The following is a 16,033-nucleotide window of genomic DNA, read 5'->3' as shown; positions in this document are numbered from 1 at the left end:
AGTTGACGCCATGACCGACCCGGCCGTTCCCCCCTTCGTGCTCGTCACCGGCCCCGAGGGCGTCCTCGTCGAGCGCGCCGTCGCCGGGGTGCTCGCGGCGGCCCGGGAGTCGGACGCCGAGATCATCCGGATCGACCCCGCCACCTACGAGTCGGGCGCGCTGCAGATGCACGCCAGCCCCTCGCTCTTCGGCGGCACGAAGTGGATCGTCGTGCGCGACCTGCACGAGTCGCCCGACGAGCTGCAGCTCGACCTGCTCTCGCTCCTCGCGGTGCCCGACCCCGACCTCGGGCTCGTCGTCGCGCACGGCGGCGGGATGAAGGGCAAGAAGGTCCTCGACACGATGAAGAAGGCCGGCGCCCGGGTCATCGAGTGCCCCGCGATCAAGACCGACCGCGACAAGACCGACTTCGTGCTCAAGGAGTTCGCGGCCGCCCGGCGCAAGATCACGACCGAGGGCGTGCGCGCCCTCGTCGAGGCCGTGGGCAAGGACGTGCGCGAGCTCGCGGCCGCCTGCTCCCAGCTCGTCTCCGACACGGAGGGCACCGTCGACGACGCCGTCGTCGACACCTACCACGGCGGCAAGGTCGAGGCGACGGGCTTCCGGGTGGCCGACGCCGCCGTCGCGGGCCACTCGGGGGAGGCGCTGCGCCTGCTGCGCCACGCCATCGCGACGGGGGTCGACCCCGTGCCGATCGTCGCCGTCCTCGCCTCGCAGCTGCGCCAGCTCATCAAGGTCGGCGCGGCCGGTCGGGGCAGCTCCGCGTCGCTCGCGAAGAGCCTCGGCATGGCGCCCTGGCAGATCGACAAGGCCCGCCGCGCCGTCGGCCACTGGAGCCCCGACGGCCTCGCGGTCGCCGTGCAGGCGGTCGCCGCCGCCGACTTCGAGGTCAAGGGCGGCGGCCGCGACCCCGTGTATGCCGTCGAGCGGGCCATCCTCACCATCGCCCGGGCGCGCGCGTCCCGGTGAGCGGCGGCGCGGCGCCGGCCGTCCGGGCGGTCCGGGTGGTCCGGCGCCGGTTTGGCCCGCACCGCGCCCGCTGGTAACTTTGACCCTTGCGTGCGCGCTCAGGTCGTGCGCGCATGCACGCACCACCCAGAGCTGCTCACGCAGGGTTGTCCCCACTCCCGGTCCCGAGCAGCTTTGCCGCCCTCTAACGGCAACCATCCGACCGAACGAAAGAAACTCTCAACGTGGCAAACATCAAGAGCCAGCTCAAGCGCATCAAGACGAACGCGACGCGCACCGAGCGCAACAAGGCCGTCAAGAGCGAGCTCCGCACCTGGGTCCGCAAGGTCCGTGAGGCCACCGCCTCCGGTGACAAGGACGCCGCTGCCGAGGCCCTCAAGACCGCCTCGAAGAAGCTCGACAAGGCTGTCAGCAAGGGTGTCATCCACCAGAACCAGGCCGCCAACAAGAAGTCGGCCATGGCCAAGAAGGTCGCGTCGCTCTGACGCACACCCTCGCCCGGACGGGCCCGTCACCTCACGGTGACGGGCCCGTCCGGCATCCGGGGGCCCCTGCGCCCGTCCGCGCTCAGCCGCCGTGGCGGGCGCGCACGGCCGCGATGACCGTCTCGTAGCGCTCGCGCGCCAGCACCGCGCCCTCGCGGCGCACGGCGTCCGGGTCGACCCGCACGAGCCGGTTGACCCGTACCTCGCTCGGGCGGCCCCGTCCGTCCCAGGCGCCGGAGCCGATGTCGACCCACTCCCGGCCCGAGCGGCGCTCCTGCTGCTCGTCGCGGTCGTGGTCCTTGCTCGTCAGGGGCAGTCCGACGAGCCAGCCGCCCTCGCGCCCGATGAGCAGCACCGGGCGGTCCTTGCCCTGGCTGTGGTCCTCCTCGTAGGGCACCCAGGTCCAGACGATCTCGCCCGGGTCGGGGCGCCCGTCCGGTCGCGGGGCGTACGTCGTGTCGGGCAGCTGCGTCGCGTCACCGGGATAGGCGTCTCCCGTCCCACGGCCCGTGCGGGCGGGCGCCGTGCCCGAGGGCCGACGCGGGCTCCCGGAGGGTCGGCGGGCGGGGGCGGTGGAGCCGCGCACGAGGCGGCGCAGGCCGCCGAGGAGGCGCTCGAGGGTGCTGGGCATGGGAATCACCGTAGCCGCGCCGCCGTTACCGTTGACTGCACCGGGTCGACGGCGATCCGCCCCAACGCGTCAGGACGTGCCCGAGCAGCCCGCCCGGCCGCCTGACCGCCCGAACGCCCACCCGATCGCCACCCGGAGACACCCTGTGAGCCCAGCCCGCCGCCGCACTACCCTCGCCCTGCTCGCCATCGCGGTGGGCGGCTTCGCGATCGGCACGACGGAGTTCGTGACGATGGGCCTGCTGCCCCAGATCGCCGACGGCACCGACGTCGACATCGCGACCGCGGGCCACTACGTGTCGGCGTACGCGCTCGGTGTCGTCGTCGGGGCCCCGCTCATCGCCGTCGCGGCGGCGCGGGTCCCGCGCAAGGGCCTGCTCATGGCGCTCATGGCCTTCTTCGCCGTCGCCCACCTGGCCATCGTCGCGGCCGACACGTACCCGACCGTGATGGCCGCCCGGTTCCTCGCCGGCCTGCCCCACGGCGCCTTCTTCGGCATCGGGTCGGTCGTCGCGGCCTCCCTCGTCTCGCACGAGCGGCGGACGGCAGCCGTGGCCGCCATCCTCGGCGGGCTCGGGGTGGCCAACGTCGTCGGCGTGCCGCTGGCGACGCTGCTGGGCCAGCGCTTCTCGTGGCACCTGCCCTACGTGCTCGTCGGTGCGGTGGCCGTCGTGACCGTCGTCGCCGTCGCGGTCTTCCTGCCGCACCAGCCGCCGAGCGGCCAGGAGTCGATGCGGGCCGAGGTGGGCGCCCTGCGACGACCGCAGGTCTGGCTCGCGCTGCTCATCGGCGTCGTGGGCTTCGGCGGGATGTTCGCCATGTACTCCTTCATCACCCCGACGATGACCGAGCTCGCCGGCCTCGACGAGCGCTACATCCCCTGGGTGCTGGCGGCATACGGCGTCGGCATGGTCACGGGCATGGTGCTGAGCGGGCGCGTCGCGAACCGCTTCGGGGTGCTGCGCGGCATCGTCGTGGCGCTCGGCATGATCGCGGTTCTGCTCGCCGTCTTCGGCACGGCCGTGCAGGTGCTGTGGCTCGCGGTGCTCATGGTCTTCGTGCTCGGCCTGCTGCCCTCGATCGTCGTGCCGCTGCTGCAGACCCGGCTCATGGACGTCGCGCACGAGGGCCAGTCGCTCGCGGCGGCGCTCAACCACTCGACGCTCAACACCGCCAACGCCCTCGGCGCCTGGCTCGGCTCCCTCGTGCTCGCGGCGGGCTGGGGCTACGGCGCGCCGAGCCTCGTCGGCGCGGGCCTCGCGGTGCTCGGGGTCGGCGTGGCCCTGCTGTCCGCCGGCCTCGAACGACGCACGCGCCGGGACGTCGCGCCGGCGCCGCTCGTGGGCGCCGGCGTCACTCGAGCCACTCGGTGACGAACCGCGCGCTCGCGTGGAGATGAACCACCCCGGGTGGCCCGCCGCGCGGTCGGCGAGGGCGTGAGCGGCCGGGCCGCAAACCGTGGGAGACTGTGGTGGCTGCGCCGGCGCCGCGTGCGCGCGCCGACCACCCACCGACCAGCACCATCCGTCCCCCACTCTGCGAGGTTCGTCCCACGTGTCGCCCATGGCCCGCTCCGCGTTGGCTCCCAACGCAACGCCGCCGGACCTGATCCGCAACTTCTGCATCATCGCGCACATCGACCACGGAAAGTCGACGCTCGCGGACCGGATGCTCCAGCTGACCGGCGTCGTCGACTCGCGCGCCATGCGCGCGCAGTACCTCGACCGCATGGACATCGAGCGCGAGCGCGGCATCACGATCAAGAGCCAGGCCGTCCGGATGCCGTGGGCCGTCGACGACGCGTCCGGCGCCCCGACGACGTACGCGCTCAACATGATCGACACCCCGGGACACGTCGACTTCACCTACGAGGTGTCCCGCTCGCTCGCCGCGTGCGAGGGCGCGGTGCTCCTCGTCGACGCCGCCCAGGGCATCGAGGCGCAGACGCTCGCGAACCTCTACCTCGCGATGGAGAACGACCTCACCATCATCCCGGTGCTCAACAAGATCGACCTGCCGGCCGCGCAGCCGGAGAAGTACGCCGAGGAGCTCGCCAAGCTCATCGGGTGCGAGCCCGAGGACTGCCTCCAGGTGTCGGGCAAGACCGGCGCGGGCGTCGAGCCGCTCCTCGACACGATCGTGCGCGACCTGCCGGCCCCGGTCGGCGATCCCGCGGCGCCGGCCCGCGCCATGATCTTCGACTCCGTCTACGACACCTACCGCGGCGTCGTCACGTACGTCCGCGTCGTCGACGGCAACCTCAGCCCGCGCGAGAAGATCGTCATGATGTCGACGAAGGCCACGCACGAGCTGCTCGAGATCGGCGTCATCAGCCCCGAGCCCGTCCCCTCGAAGGGGCTCGGCGTCGGCGAGGTCGGCTACCTCATCACCGGCGTCAAGGACGTGCGCCAGTCGCGCGTCGGTGACACGGTGACCAACGCGAGCAAGCCCGCGACGAAGGACCTCGGCGGCTACCGCGACCCCAAGCCGATGGTCTTCTCCGGCCTCTATCCCATCGACGGGTCGGACTACCCCGACCTGCGCGACGCCCTCGACAAGCTCAAGCTCAACGACGCCGCGCTCGTCTACGAGCCGGAGACCTCGGCCGCGCTCGGCTTCGGCTTCCGCGTCGGCTTCCTCGGGCTGCTCCACCTCGAGATCGTGCGCGAGCGCCTCGAGCGCGAGTTCGGGCTCGACCTCATCTCGACCCAGCCCAACGTCGTCTACGACGTCACGATGGACGACGGCAAGGCCGTCCACGTGACGAACCCGAGCGAGTACCCCGACGGCAAGATCCGCGAGGTGAGCGAGCCCGTCGTGCGGGCCACCATCCTCGCGCCGAGCGAGTTCGTCGGCGCCATCATGGAGCTCTGCCAGCAGAAGCGCGGCAACCTGCGCGGCATGGACTACCTCTCCGAGGACCGCGTCGAGATGCGCTACACGCTGCCGCTCGCCGAGATCGTCTTCGACTTCTTCGACCAGCTGAAGTCGCGCACGCGTGGCTACGCGTCGCTCGACTACGAGCCCGACGGCGAGCAGGTCGCCGACCTCGTCAAGGTCGAGATCCTGCTGCAGGGCGAGACGGTCGACGCGTTCTCGGCCATCGTGCACAAGGACAAGGCCTACGCGTACGGCGTCATGATGGCGAGCAAGCTCAAGGACCTCATCCCGCGCCAGCAGTTCGAGGTGCCGATCCAGGCTGCCATCGGCTCGCGGATCATCGCCCGTGAGAACATCCGCGCCATCCGCAAGGACGTGCTCGCCAAGTGCTACGGCGGCGACATCAGCCGCAAGCGCAAGCTGCTCGAGAAGCAGAAGGAGGGCAAGAAGCGGATGAAGATGGTCGGCCGGGTCGAGGTGCCTCAGGAGGCCTTCGTCGCCGCCCTGTCGAGCGACGGCGACTCGGGCAAGTCGAAGAAGTAGCTCCCGCAGGGCGATTCGTCGTCGTACCGTGAAGGCATGGCGTGCTCGCGACCGGGCCGGGGGCGATCCGACCGCCGCCGGGCGGTCGCGGGCACGCGGTCAGTCGGCGAGCAGCTTGCGGCGCATCCGGTCGGTGTCGGCGGCCGTCCAGCCCTGCTCGCGGAGCCAGCCGTGCACCCCGCCGTGGCGCTCGTCGAGCGCGCCGAGGAGCAGGCGCATCGTGTCGGTCGTCGGTGACTGCTGCGCGACCGTCTTGTCGCGCAGGTTGTTCGCGTAGGCCGGTCGGGACCGCAGCCGGTCCATGATCGCCCCGACGCGCTCGGCGGACGCCGCGAAGTCGGCGATGACGAGCTCGTCCGGCACGCCGACGACCTTGAGCGCCAGCCCGACGACGGTGCCCGTGCGGTCCTTGCCCGCCGCGCAGTGCACGACCGTGGCGCCACGGCTCGAGGCGACGGCCCCCAAGGCCGCGACGACCGAGTCGGGCCGGGTGGCGAGGTAGGAGAGGTAGTGCTCCGACCAGAAACGGTCGTGCGCCCGGTCGCGGTCCGGGTCGTCGGCGGCCTTCGTCAGCTCGCGCCGCTCGTCGTTCTCCCAGGGCAGGGCCCGCTCGGCGGCCGGGATGCCCGACTCGTCGGTGTCCTCGCGGTAGAGGGTGTGGTGGTGGTGCGTGATGCCCTCCACGGCGCGGAGCGGGCCGTCGCCCTCCTTGGCCAGCTCGACGTGCGTGCGCAGGTCGACGACGTCGGTGACGCCGTAGCGCGTGACGAGCTCCTCGACGGCGGCAGGGGAGAGGTCCTGCAAGTTGTCGGACCGCAGGAGGCGGTGCGGGCGCACGACGTCGCCGTCGGCGGTCACCGTTCCCCCGAGGTCGCGCATGTTGACGACGCCGTCGAGCTCGATCCAGTTGGGCCTGTCCACCGTGGCAGCCTAGGTGACGCCGGAAACCCGGGTGCACCGCCCACCCGCGGCCAGATATCTTGACGTCGAGATACATCGGAGGACGAGGAGCAGGCCGTGACGGCGACGACGAGCACACCGCTGACCCACCGGGGCGTCCCGGTCGACCGTGACCTGCGCATCCTCGCCCTGGGCTCCTTCGCGAACCGGTTCGGTGCCGGGGCGGTGCTGACGACGAGCGCCCTCTACTTCACCCGGCAGGTCGGCTTCAGCGCCACCGAGGTGGCACTCGCCATGTCCGTCTCGGCGATCGTCGGCATCGTCGTGCAGGTGCCGGCCGGCCACCTCGGCGACGTGCGCGGACCCCGGCAGGTGCTCACCTTCTGCATGGCCGGGGCGGCGATCTTCAGCGCGCCCCCCGTCTTCGCGCGCACCCCGTGGGCGCTCGCCGTGCTGCTCGGGCTCCTCGCGCTCTTCGAGCGCAGCGCGGGCGCCGTCAACCAGGGCGTCATCGCCCAGCTCGCGACGGGCGGCCGGGGCGTGCTGTTCAAGGCCTACCTGCGTGCGGTGACGAACACCGCCCTCGGCCTCGGCTCGGTCTTCGGCGGCGCCGCCCTCGTCATCGACGAGCCGTGGGCCTACGTCGGCGTCTTCTTCCTCAACGCCGCGTTCACCGGCTTCGCGGCCTGGAACACGACGCGGCTGCCGCTCCTGCCGCCCCACACGCGCGCCGAGGGGGAGCCGCGCCTGGCGGTGCTGCGCGACTGGCCCTACGTCGTCATCACGATCATCACGGGGCTCTTCTCGCTCCACTTCTTCGTCATGGAGCTCGGCCTCGCGCTCTTCATCTCGGCGCGGACGGCGGCGCCCCCGGTCATGGTCGCCGTGCTGCTCGTCCTCAACACGGCGGCCGTCGCCCTCTTCCAGGTGCGGCTCTCGCGGCGGGCCGACTCGGTCGAGGCGGGGGCGCGGGCCCTCGTGCGGGGTGCGTGGTGGATCGCCGCGGGCTTCGCGGTCGTCGGCCTCGCCGAGCGCGGCACCGCGTGGGTCGCCATCGTCGCCCTCGTGGCCGGCTCGCTCGTGCACGTCGTCGGGGAGATGATCGGGTCGGGCGGGCAGTGGGGCCTGCAGATGGGCCTCGCGCCGCACGAGCGGCAGGGGCAGTACCAGGGCTTCGCCGGGCTGGGCTTCAGCGTGCTCGCGGTCGTGGGCCCGCCGGTGGTCACGTACTTCTGCGTCGACCTCGGCGAGACGGGCTGGCTCGTGCTCGCCGCCTTCATGGTCGTCATCGCCCTCGTGTCGGTGCCCGCCGCCCGGTGGGCGCTCGCCTCGCGCGAGCGCTACGGCGTGACGACGCACTCGGGCTGAGCCCAGGAGCGGCCGGTCGGGGAGCAGGTGCGGTCGGCCGGGACGTTCTCGAGCGGCAGGTCGTAGCCGGGCTCGGCCGTGCTGCGCACCGCACCGGGCGTGCGGGCAGCGTGCGGCCGTGGGCGTGGACGGGACCTGCCGTCCCGGCTGAGAGAATGGGCGTATGCCGCCCTCCGCCCTCCCCGACGGTGACCCCGCTCCCGAGTCGGGGGAGCTGCCGGCCCCGGCGCTCGCGGACCTCGCGGCCACCGACCTCGGCATCTACGTCCACGTGCCGTTCTGCACCGTGCGGTGCGGCTACTGCGACTTCAACACCTACACGCTGACCGAGCTCGGCGGCCCGGGCGCGAGCATCGGCATCGACTCCTACGCCGACGCGGCCCTGCGTGAGCTCGACCTCGCCCGCGCGGTGCTCGGCGGCGGGACGTCCGAGGTGCCGGCGGTCTCGACGGTCTTCGTCGGGGGAGGCACCCCGACGATGCTCCGCTCGAGCGACCTCGTGAAGGTCGTCGACGGCATCCGTGCACGGTTCGGGCTCGCGCCCGACGCCGAGGTGACGACGGAGGCGAACCCCGACTCGGTGACGGCGGACTCCCTGCGCGCGCTCGCCGACGGTGGCTTCACGCGCGTCTCCGTCGGCATGCAGTCGGCCGTCCCGCACGTGCTGGGCACCCTCGAGCGCACGCACGACCCCGACAACGTCGCGCGGGCCGTCGACGCCGCGCGCGCGGCGGGTCTGCAGGTGAGCGTCGACCTCATCTACGGCACGCCGGGGGAGTCGCTCGCCGACTGGCGCCGCAGCCTCGAGGCGGCCGTCGCGCTCGGGCCCGACCACGTGTCGGCCTACGCCCTCGTCGTCGAGGAGGGCACCAAGCTCGCCGCGCAGGTGCGTCGCGGCGTCGTGCCGGCTCCCGAGGACGACGACGAGGCCGACAAGTACGAGCTCGCCGACGAGCTGCTGGGAGCCGCGGGCTTCGGGTGGTACGAGGTGAGCAACTGGGCGCGCGACGAGAGCCGACGCTGCCGGCACAACGTCGCCTACTGGTCGGGCACGAACTGGTGGGGCGTCGGCCCCGGCGCGCACAGCCACGTGGGCGGCGTGCGCTGGTGGAACGTCAAGCACCCGAGCGCGTATGCCGCCCGGCTGGGTGCCGGACTCTCGCCGGCCCACGCGCGTGAGTCGCTGACCGACGAGCAGCGCTACGACGAGCGGGTGCTGCTCGGCTCGCGGCTCGTCGACGGCCTGCCGCTCGACGATCTGCGAGGATCGGGGCGCACCGCGGTGGCGGGGCTCATCGCCGACGGGCTCGTCGAGGGTGCTGCCGTCGTGCGCGACGCCCGACTGGTCCTCACCCGGCGCGGGCGCCTGCTCGCCGACACCGTGGTGCACCGGCTCCTCGCAGCCCCGGGGTCGCCGGGCTAGACCCCGACGAGGAAGGCACCCGATGGCCGAGCCGCAGAGCACGCACGAGCGTCACCCGGACGCGCGGACCGTCGTCGCGACCGCGCGGGCGGCGTTCGACCGCGGCGTCACGAAGCCCCGAGCCTGGCGCGTGGCCCAGCTGCAGGCGCTGCGGCGGCTGCTCGTGGAGCATGCCGACGACCTCGCCACGGCCCTGCACACCGACCTCGGCAAGGGCGCGACCGAGGCCTGGGTCACCGAGACCGGCTTCGTCGTGCGCGAGATCGACCACACGCTGCGCCACCTGCGCAGCTGGCTCGCACCGAGCCGGGTGCGGGTGCCGCTCTTCCTCGCGCCGTCGCGCGCGGAGGTGGTGCTGGAACCGCTCGGCGTCGTGCTCGTCGTCGCGCCGTGGAACTACCCCGTGCAGCTGACCCTGGCGCCGCTCGTCGGCGCCCTCGCGGCCGGCAACGCCGTGGTCGTCAAGCCCAGCGAGCTCGCGCCGGCCACCTCCACCGTCCTCGCGCGGCTGCTCCGCGAGCACCTCGACCGGGACGCCGTGCACGTGGTCGAGGGCGGCGTGCCGGAGACGACCGCCCTGCTCGCCGAGCGCTTCGACCACATCTTCTACACCGGCAACGGCACCGTCGGCCGCATCGTGCTGCAGGCCGCCGCGGTGCACCTGACGCCCGTGACGCTCGAGCTCGGTGGCAAGTCGCCGGCCTACGTCGCGGACGACGCCGACCTCGAGGTCGCGGCCCGTCGCCTCGTCTGGGGCAAGTTCACCAACGCCGGTCAGACCTGCGTCGCCCCGGACTACGTCATCGCGAGCCGCGCCACCATCGATGCGCTGAAACCCTTGCTGGTCAAGGCGATTCGGGAGTCCTTCGGCGACGACCCGCAGGCGTCGGCGGACTACGGCTCCATCGTCAGTGCGCGGCACCTCGAGCGCCTCACGGGGCTCGTCGATCCCTCGCGCGTCGTCGTCGGGGGGCGGTCGGACCCGGCGGCGCGCTACCTCGAGCCGACGGTCGTCGAGGCCGACGGCGACGACCCCGACGAGGCGGTGATGCAGGAGGAGATCTTCGGGCCGGTGCTGCCGCTCGTCGAGGTGGCCGGCCTCGACGAGGCGATCGCCCTCGTCAACCGCAGGGACAAGCCCCTCGCGCTCTACGTCTTCACCGCGGACGACGACGTGCAACGCCGGTTCGTGCGCGACACCTCGTCCGGCGCGATCGGCGTCAACATCCCGCTCGCGCACCTCGCCGTGCCCGGGCTGCCCTTCGGTGGCGTCGGCGCGAGCGGCACCGGCGCCTACCACGGTCGCCGCTCGGTCGAGCTCTTCTCGCACGCCAAGGCCGTGCTGCGCACGCCGACCCGACCGGACTCGACGTCGTGGGTGCGACCGCCCTTCACGCGGCTCAAGGAGCGCGTCATCGACGGCGTCGTCGCCCCGGGACGGCGGTCGGCCCGGCGCTGACACCCTGGTGCGGTGGCGAGCGGGGCTCTAGCATGCCCGCTGGGTCGATCGCGGCACGTGAAGGGCGTGTCGCGTGGTTTTTCTGGGAAAACAGTGCCCTGTTGCGCAGATTGTCCTAGATTGCGCGAAGCGTCCCCCCGCCGACCCCTGGATCCCCACCCCCTGGATCCCGCCGACCCCTGCCGAATCGGGAGCATCCCATGCCACTGGCGACCCCCACCCCCGCGCACCGCCGCGCGCGCCCCCTCGCGCTGCTGCTCACCGTCGTCGCGCTCGTCGTCTCGGGCATCGGCCTGGCCGGCACGGCCCGTTCGGCCGAGTGGGTCGTGCTCTGCACGGGATACGACCCGTGCGCGGGCGCCGGCTACGGCAACGCCGGCTACCAGAACGTGAGCTCGACGAGCTACTGGCGCCAGTCGACCGGGCACAACTGCACCAACTACGTCGCCTACCGCCTCGTGCGCAACGGGCTGCCGAACACCAAGCCCTCGACGCTGTCGGGCAACGCCTACAACTGGGGCCCGTCGTTCCCGGGCCAGACGAACGACGACCCCGCCGTCGGCGCGGTGGCCTGGTGGAACACCTCCTTCTCCTCGACCGGCCACGTCGCCTACGTCGAGAAGGTCGTCTCGGCCGACGAGATCCTCATCTCCGAGGACAACTGGGGCGGTGACTTCCGCTGGCGCAAGGTGACGCGCACGGGCGGTCGCTGGCCCAACGGCTTCATCCACCTGCGCGACCAGGCCGCACCGGTCGTCGACGTCGACGCCTACCGCCCCCTGACGCCGGTCACCCTGCTCGACACGCGCACCGGCGTCGGCGTCGCGGCGGGCAAGGTGGCCGGTGGGACGTCGGTCAGCGTGCCGGTGGCGGGCCGGGCCGGCATCCCCTCGGGGGTGGGGACCGCCCTGCTCAACGTCACGGTGACCGCCGCGGCGAGCCCGGGCTACCTCACGGCCTACCCCTCCGGCACGGCGCAGCCGGGTTCGCGGAGCGTCTCGTTCCCGGCCGGCACCACGCTGCGCGAGCACGTGCCCGCCCGCGTCGGTGCGGACGGCCGGGTGCGGCTCTACACCTCGCGATCGACCGACCTCGTCGTCACGGTGGTCGGCTGGTACCCGACGACGGGCCACCTCGTCTCCGTGACGCCCACACGCGTGATCGACACCCGTACCGGAACCGGGGTCGCCAAGGTGCGCGTGCCGGCGGGCGGCAGCGTCGACCTGCCCCTCGCGGGCCGGGGACTCGTCCCGTCCACCGGGGCCACGGCCGTGGTGCTCGACCTGTCGGCCACGACGCCGAGCGCCGGAGGGTGGCTGACGGCATACCCCACGGGGTCGGCGCGCCCGACGACCGCGCACGTGCGCTACGACGCCGGTGCGGACATGACGGGCGCCGTCCTGACGCGCCTCGGCACGGGCGGCAGCGTGACGATCCACTCGACCGCGCAGACCGACCTGCTCGTCGACGTGCTCGGGTGGGTCAAGGTCGGCGCCGACCTCGTGCCGGTGTCGCCGACGCGCCTGCTCGACACGCGCTCGGGTCTCGGCGCGCCCACCGGGCGGGTGGCCGCCGGTCGCACCGTCACGATCCCGGTGCTCGGCCGCGGCGGCGTGCCGACGGTCGGCGTGCGCGCCGTCTCGCTCACCGTCACACCCATCGCGCCGACCGCGGCGACGGGGGTGACCGCCTACCCGAGCGGCACGGCCCGCCCGGTGAACGCCGACGTCACGGTCGGCAGCGGCCGGACGTTCGTCAACAGCGTCGTCGTGCCCGTCGGGGCCGACGGCAGCGTGACGCTGCACACCTCGGCGTCCGCCTACCTCGTCGTCGACGTGCAGGCGTACCTCAAGAAGTGAGGACCTGAGCCGGCCGGGTGGGACCGGGCTCAGCTCCTCGCGCCCGTCAGGGCAGCCGTGGGTCCGGCGCCGCAGCAGCGGTGCCGGACCCCCGTGCGTCTCAGGCTCCGGGCTCGGTCACGAAGTCGATGAGCTCCTCGACGCTCGCGAGGAGGGTCGGCTCGAGGTCGGAGTAGCTGCGCACCGTGCCGAGGATCCGCTTCCACGCCCGGGCGATGTCGGCCTGAGTGGCGTGCGGCCAGCCGAGCTCCGCGCAGATGCCGTGCTTCCACGAGGTGCCGCGGGGGATGACCGGCCACTGCTGCCAGCCGAGGCGCTCGGGGCGCACCGACTGCCACACGTCGACGTAGGGGTGGCCGAGCACCTTGACGTGCCGCGACAGCCCCGGGAGCGCGCGGGCCTGCTCGACGATGCGGGCCTCCTTGGTGCCGGGCACGAGGTGGTCGACGAGGACGCCGAGCCGGCGGCCCGGCCCGGGCTCGAACTCGGCGATGATGCCGGCGAGGTCGTCGACGCCGTCCATCAGCTCGACGACGACGCCCTCGACCCGCAGGTCGTCGCCCCAGACCTTCTCGACGAGCTCCGCGTCGTGGCGGCCCTCGACGTAGATCCGCGAGCCGCTGGCGACCCGGGCCCGGGCGCCCTGGACGGCGACCGACCCGCTCGCCGTGCGGGACTCGGCGCGCCGGGCGTCGGCGAGGCGCGCGCTCGCCGCGGCGGTGGGCGGGGTCAGCGTCACGGGTGCCCCGTCGACGAGGAAGCCGGGCCCGAGGGGGAACGCCTTGGTGCGCCCCCGCCGGTCCTCGAGGTGGACGACATGCATGCCGCCCACCTTCTCGACCCGCACGACGGCGCCGACCCAGCCGGTCTCGACCTCCTCGACGACGAGGTCGGGCTCCGCGGGCAGGGGCGTCGAGCGCCCCCGCTTCGGGGCGCGCCAGTCGCCGCTCAGCACGTCGGATCCGTATCGGTCGATGGGAGGCACGGCAAGGGAGCGTATGCGGCCGGGCGGGCGCGCGCCGCGGCGCCACGCGGGTGGGCGGCGGGCGGCATACGGTGGAGTCGGAGATCCGCGGCCCACGACGTAGACTTGGCACTCGTCGACCGAGAGTGCCAGAGTCGGTCGGCGTCCGCCGTGCGAGGCGGTGACCGGGCAGCGAAGGAGGGACACGTTGAGCGAGGACCGCAGGTTGATGGTGCTGCGCGCCATCGTGCAGGACTACGTCCAGACCTCCGAGCCCGTCGGCAGCAAGGCCCTCGTCGAGCGCCACCACCTCGGCGTCAGCGCGGCCACGGTGCGCAACGACATGGCGCTGCTCGAGGAGGAGGGGCTGATCCACGCCCCGCACACCTCCGCCGGGCGCGTGCCGACCGACGCGGGCTACCGCGTCTTCGTCGACCGGCTGAGCGCGGTCAAGCCGCTCGGCCCGGGGGAGCGGCGCGCCATCAGCCAGTTCCTCGAGGGCGCCGTCGACCTCGACGACGTCGTCGACCGCACCGTGCGCCTCCTCGCCGGGCTCACCCGCCAGGTCGCGGTCGTGCAGTACCCGTCGCTGACCCGTTCGACGGTGCGGCACATCGAGCTCGTGCCCATGGGCACGAGCCACCTGATGATCGTGCTCATCGTCAACACCGGACGCGTCGAGCAGCGCGTCGTCGACACCGGCCGCGTGCTCGCGGACGCCGACGGCGAGCGGCTCGTGGCCTCGATGCGCACGCGGCTCAACGAGGTGGCCGCGGGCGTGCCCTTCACGGTCGCCGCCGCCCGGCTGCGCCACCTCGTCGACGACGCCGCGGCTGCGGCCGGCGCCGACGACACCGCCGACACCGACCGGGTGGCCATGGAGGCCGTCGTCTCGGCGCTCGGCGACGCCCTCGTCGAGGAGCGCGAGGAGCGCGTCGTGCTCGCCGGCCAGGCGAACCTCGCCCGCGCCGGCACCGACTTCCCGCGCACCATCGGGCCGATCCTCGAGGCGCTCGAGGAGCACGTGACCCTGCTGCGGCTGCTCGGCCAGCTCGGCGACGACCCGGAGCTCGTCTCCGTGCGGATCGGCTCGGAGAACCCCGTGACCGGCCTGCAGACGACCTCGCTCGTCTCGATGGGGTACGGCTCCGGGGCGGAGCGCGTGGCGAGCCTCGGGGTGCTCGGCCCGACCCGCATGGACTACCCCACGACGATGGCCTCGGTCCGCGCCGTCGCCCGCTACGTCTCCGAGATCCTCGACGCGAACCAGGCCACCTGACCACCCGCCCGACCCGGCCGGACCCTCCGACCGGCCACCGACCGCTCGCGGCGCCGACGACGCCACGCCGTGACCGACGGAACCGAACGCACCACGCACCAGAAGGAAGCCCAGCTTGAACGACTACTACGCCGTCCTCGGGGTCTCGCGCGACGCGAGCCAGGAGGAGATCAAGAAGGCCTACCGCCGGCTCGCCCGCAAGCTGCACCCCGACGTCAACCCGGGTGCCGAGGCGGAGGAGGAGTTCAAGCGGGTCTCGCAGGCCTACGACGTGCTCTCCGACCCGCAGAAGCGCCAGTCGTTCGACATGGGCGCCGACCCGTTCGCCTCGGGCGGCGGAGCCGGCTTCGGCGCGGGCCAGGGCTTCTCGTTCAGCGACGTCATGGACGCCTTCTTCGGCGCCGGCCAGGCGGGCGGCGCGCGCGGACCCCGTTCACGCGTGCAGCGCGGCCAGGACGCCCTCGTGCGCCTCGACATCGACCTCGCCAAGGCCGTCTTCGGCTCCGAGGAGGAGCTGACGCTCGACACCGCCGTCGGCTGCGGCCGGTGCGGCGGCGACGGCGCCGAGCCCGGCACCGGCCGGCAGACCTGCCCCATCTGCAACGGGGCCGGCGAGGTGCAGCAGATCCAGCGCAGCTTCCTCGGCCAGGTGATGACCTCGCGGCCGTGCGTCAACTGCCAGGGCTTCGGCGCGACGCTGACCGACCCCTGCCACGACTGCTCGGGCGACGGCCGCGTGCGCACCCGGCGCTCGCTCAAGCTGAAGATCCCCGCGGGCGTCGACACCGGCACCCGCATCCAGCTGACCGGGGAGGGCGAGGTGGGCCCGGGCAACGGGCCCCAGGCCGACCTCTACGTCGAGATCCGCGTCGTCAACCACGAGACGTACACCCGTCGCGGCGACGACCTCCACTGCAGCGTCGAGCTGCCCATGGCGGCCGCCGCCCTCGGCACGAGCTTCAAGCTCTCGACCTTCGACGGCATGGAGGACCTCGAGATCAAGCCGGGCACGCAGAGCGGTGACGTGTTCACCCTCCGCGGCCTCGGCGTCACGCACCTGCGGCACGGCGGCCGCGGCGACCTGCTCGTGCACGCGAACGTGCAGACCCCGACCCGCCTCACCGACGAGCAGCAGGAGCTGCTGCGCCAGTTCGCGGCGCTGCGCGGCGAGGAGCGTCCCGAGGGCCGGCTGACCCCGGCGAACAAGGGGCTCTTCGGCAAGCTGCGCGACGCCTTCAAGGAGAAGTGAGCCGCGTGGCCCGGCGGGTGCTGC

13 protein-coding genes are annotated in these 16,033 nt (G+C 73.3%); 10 read left to right on the top strand and 3 right to left on the bottom strand.

Annotated elements, in window-relative coordinates; genetic code table 11:
* Positions 1-10 precede the first annotated feature (10 nt).
* Complete coding sequence (holA, locus tag ABT295_RS05190; RefSeq protein WP_352393341.1) at positions 11-970, top strand: DNA polymerase III subunit delta; 960 nt, start codon at positions 11-13, stop codon at positions 968-970.
* 224 nt (positions 971-1,194) lie between these two features.
* Entirely contained in the window at positions 1,195-1,455 is a 261-nt protein-coding gene (gene rpsT / locus ABT295_RS05185; protein ID WP_030146502.1) for a 30S ribosomal protein S20, read from the top strand.
* Positions 1,456-1,537: 82 nt separating this feature from the next.
* Here rpsT and ABT295_RS05180 read toward each other — a convergent pair whose 3' ends face one another.
* Entirely contained in the window at positions 1,538-2,086 is a 549-nt protein-coding gene (locus tag ABT295_RS05180; protein ID WP_352393340.1) for a type II toxin-antitoxin system PemK/MazF family toxin, read from the bottom strand.
* A 145-nt stretch (positions 2,087-2,231) separates the two neighbouring features.
* Here ABT295_RS05180 and ABT295_RS05175 point away from each other — a divergent pair, with 145 nt between their 5' ends.
* Together ABT295_RS05175 and lepA are read left to right on the top strand one after the other, a co-directional pair.
* Positions 2,232-3,458: an MFS transporter gene (locus ABT295_RS05175; RefSeq protein ID WP_352393339.1), complete on the top strand. Its 1,227-nt coding sequence runs from the start codon at positions 2,232-2,234 to the stop codon at positions 3,456-3,458.
* 190 nt (positions 3,459-3,648) lie between these two features.
* A complete protein-coding gene (lepA, locus tag ABT295_RS05170; RefSeq protein ID WP_352393338.1) occupies positions 3,649-5,508 on the top strand; it encodes a translation elongation factor 4 in 1,860 nt (619 codons plus the stop codon).
* Between the two features lie 99 nt (positions 5,509-5,607).
* Here lepA and ABT295_RS05165 read toward each other — a convergent pair whose 3' ends face one another.
* Positions 5,608-6,429, bottom strand: coding sequence for a tyrosine-protein phosphatase (locus ABT295_RS05165; protein ID WP_352393337.1), 822 nt, complete (start codon positions 6,427-6,429; stop codon positions 5,608-5,610).
* A gap of 96 nt (positions 6,430-6,525) precedes the next feature.
* Between ABT295_RS05165 and ABT295_RS05160 the strand changes: the two genes are divergently transcribed.
* The 4 genes from ABT295_RS05160 (at position 6,526) to ABT295_RS05145 (ending at position 12,517) form a co-directional block, all read left to right on the top strand.
* Complete coding sequence (locus ABT295_RS05160; RefSeq protein ID WP_352393336.1) at positions 6,526-7,776, top strand: MFS transporter; 1,251 nt, start codon at positions 6,526-6,528, stop codon at positions 7,774-7,776.
* A gap of 163 nt (positions 7,777-7,939) precedes the next feature.
* Entirely contained in the window at positions 7,940-9,199 is a 1,260-nt protein-coding gene (gene hemW / locus ABT295_RS05155) for a radical SAM family heme chaperone HemW (RefSeq protein WP_352393335.1), read from the top strand.
* Positions 9,200-9,221: 22 nt separating this feature from the next.
* The gene (locus tag ABT295_RS05150; protein ID WP_352393334.1) at positions 9,222-10,658 is read left to right on the top strand and encodes an aldehyde dehydrogenase family protein; all 1,437 of its coding nucleotides are present in this window, start codon (positions 9,222-9,224) and stop codon (positions 10,656-10,658) included.
* 200 nt (positions 10,659-10,858) lie between these two features.
* On the top strand, positions 10,859-12,517 hold the full coding sequence (locus tag ABT295_RS05145) for a CHAP domain-containing protein (protein WP_352393333.1): 1,659 nt from the start codon (positions 10,859-10,861) through the stop codon (positions 12,515-12,517).
* A gap of 100 nt (positions 12,518-12,617) precedes the next feature.
* Here ABT295_RS05145 and ABT295_RS05140 read toward each other — a convergent pair whose 3' ends face one another.
* Positions 12,618-13,502, bottom strand: a complete 885-nt coding sequence (locus ABT295_RS05140) for a DUF3097 domain-containing protein (protein WP_352393332.1) — start codon at positions 13,500-13,502, stop codon at positions 12,618-12,620.
* A 187-nt stretch (positions 13,503-13,689) separates the two neighbouring features.
* Between ABT295_RS05140 and hrcA the strand changes: the two genes are divergently transcribed.
* Positions 13,690-14,760: a heat-inducible transcriptional repressor HrcA gene (hrcA, locus tag ABT295_RS05135; RefSeq protein WP_352393331.1), complete on the top strand. Its 1,071-nt coding sequence runs from the start codon at positions 13,690-13,692 to the stop codon at positions 14,758-14,760.
* A gap of 115 nt (positions 14,761-14,875) precedes the next feature.
* Positions 14,876-16,009: a molecular chaperone DnaJ gene (dnaJ, locus tag ABT295_RS05130; RefSeq protein WP_352393330.1), complete on the top strand. Its 1,134-nt coding sequence runs from the start codon at positions 14,876-14,878 to the stop codon at positions 16,007-16,009.
* The last annotated feature ends 24 nt before the right edge of the window (positions 16,010-16,033 follow it).

The organism is Terrabacter sp. NPDC000476 (assembly GCF_040300125.1).
Taxonomy (GTDB): Bacteria; Actinomycetota; Actinomycetes; order Actinomycetales; family Dermatophilaceae; genus Terrabacter.
Note: the sequence above shows the minus strand (reverse complement) of the source record. Positions and strands in the feature narration are given on the sequence as shown.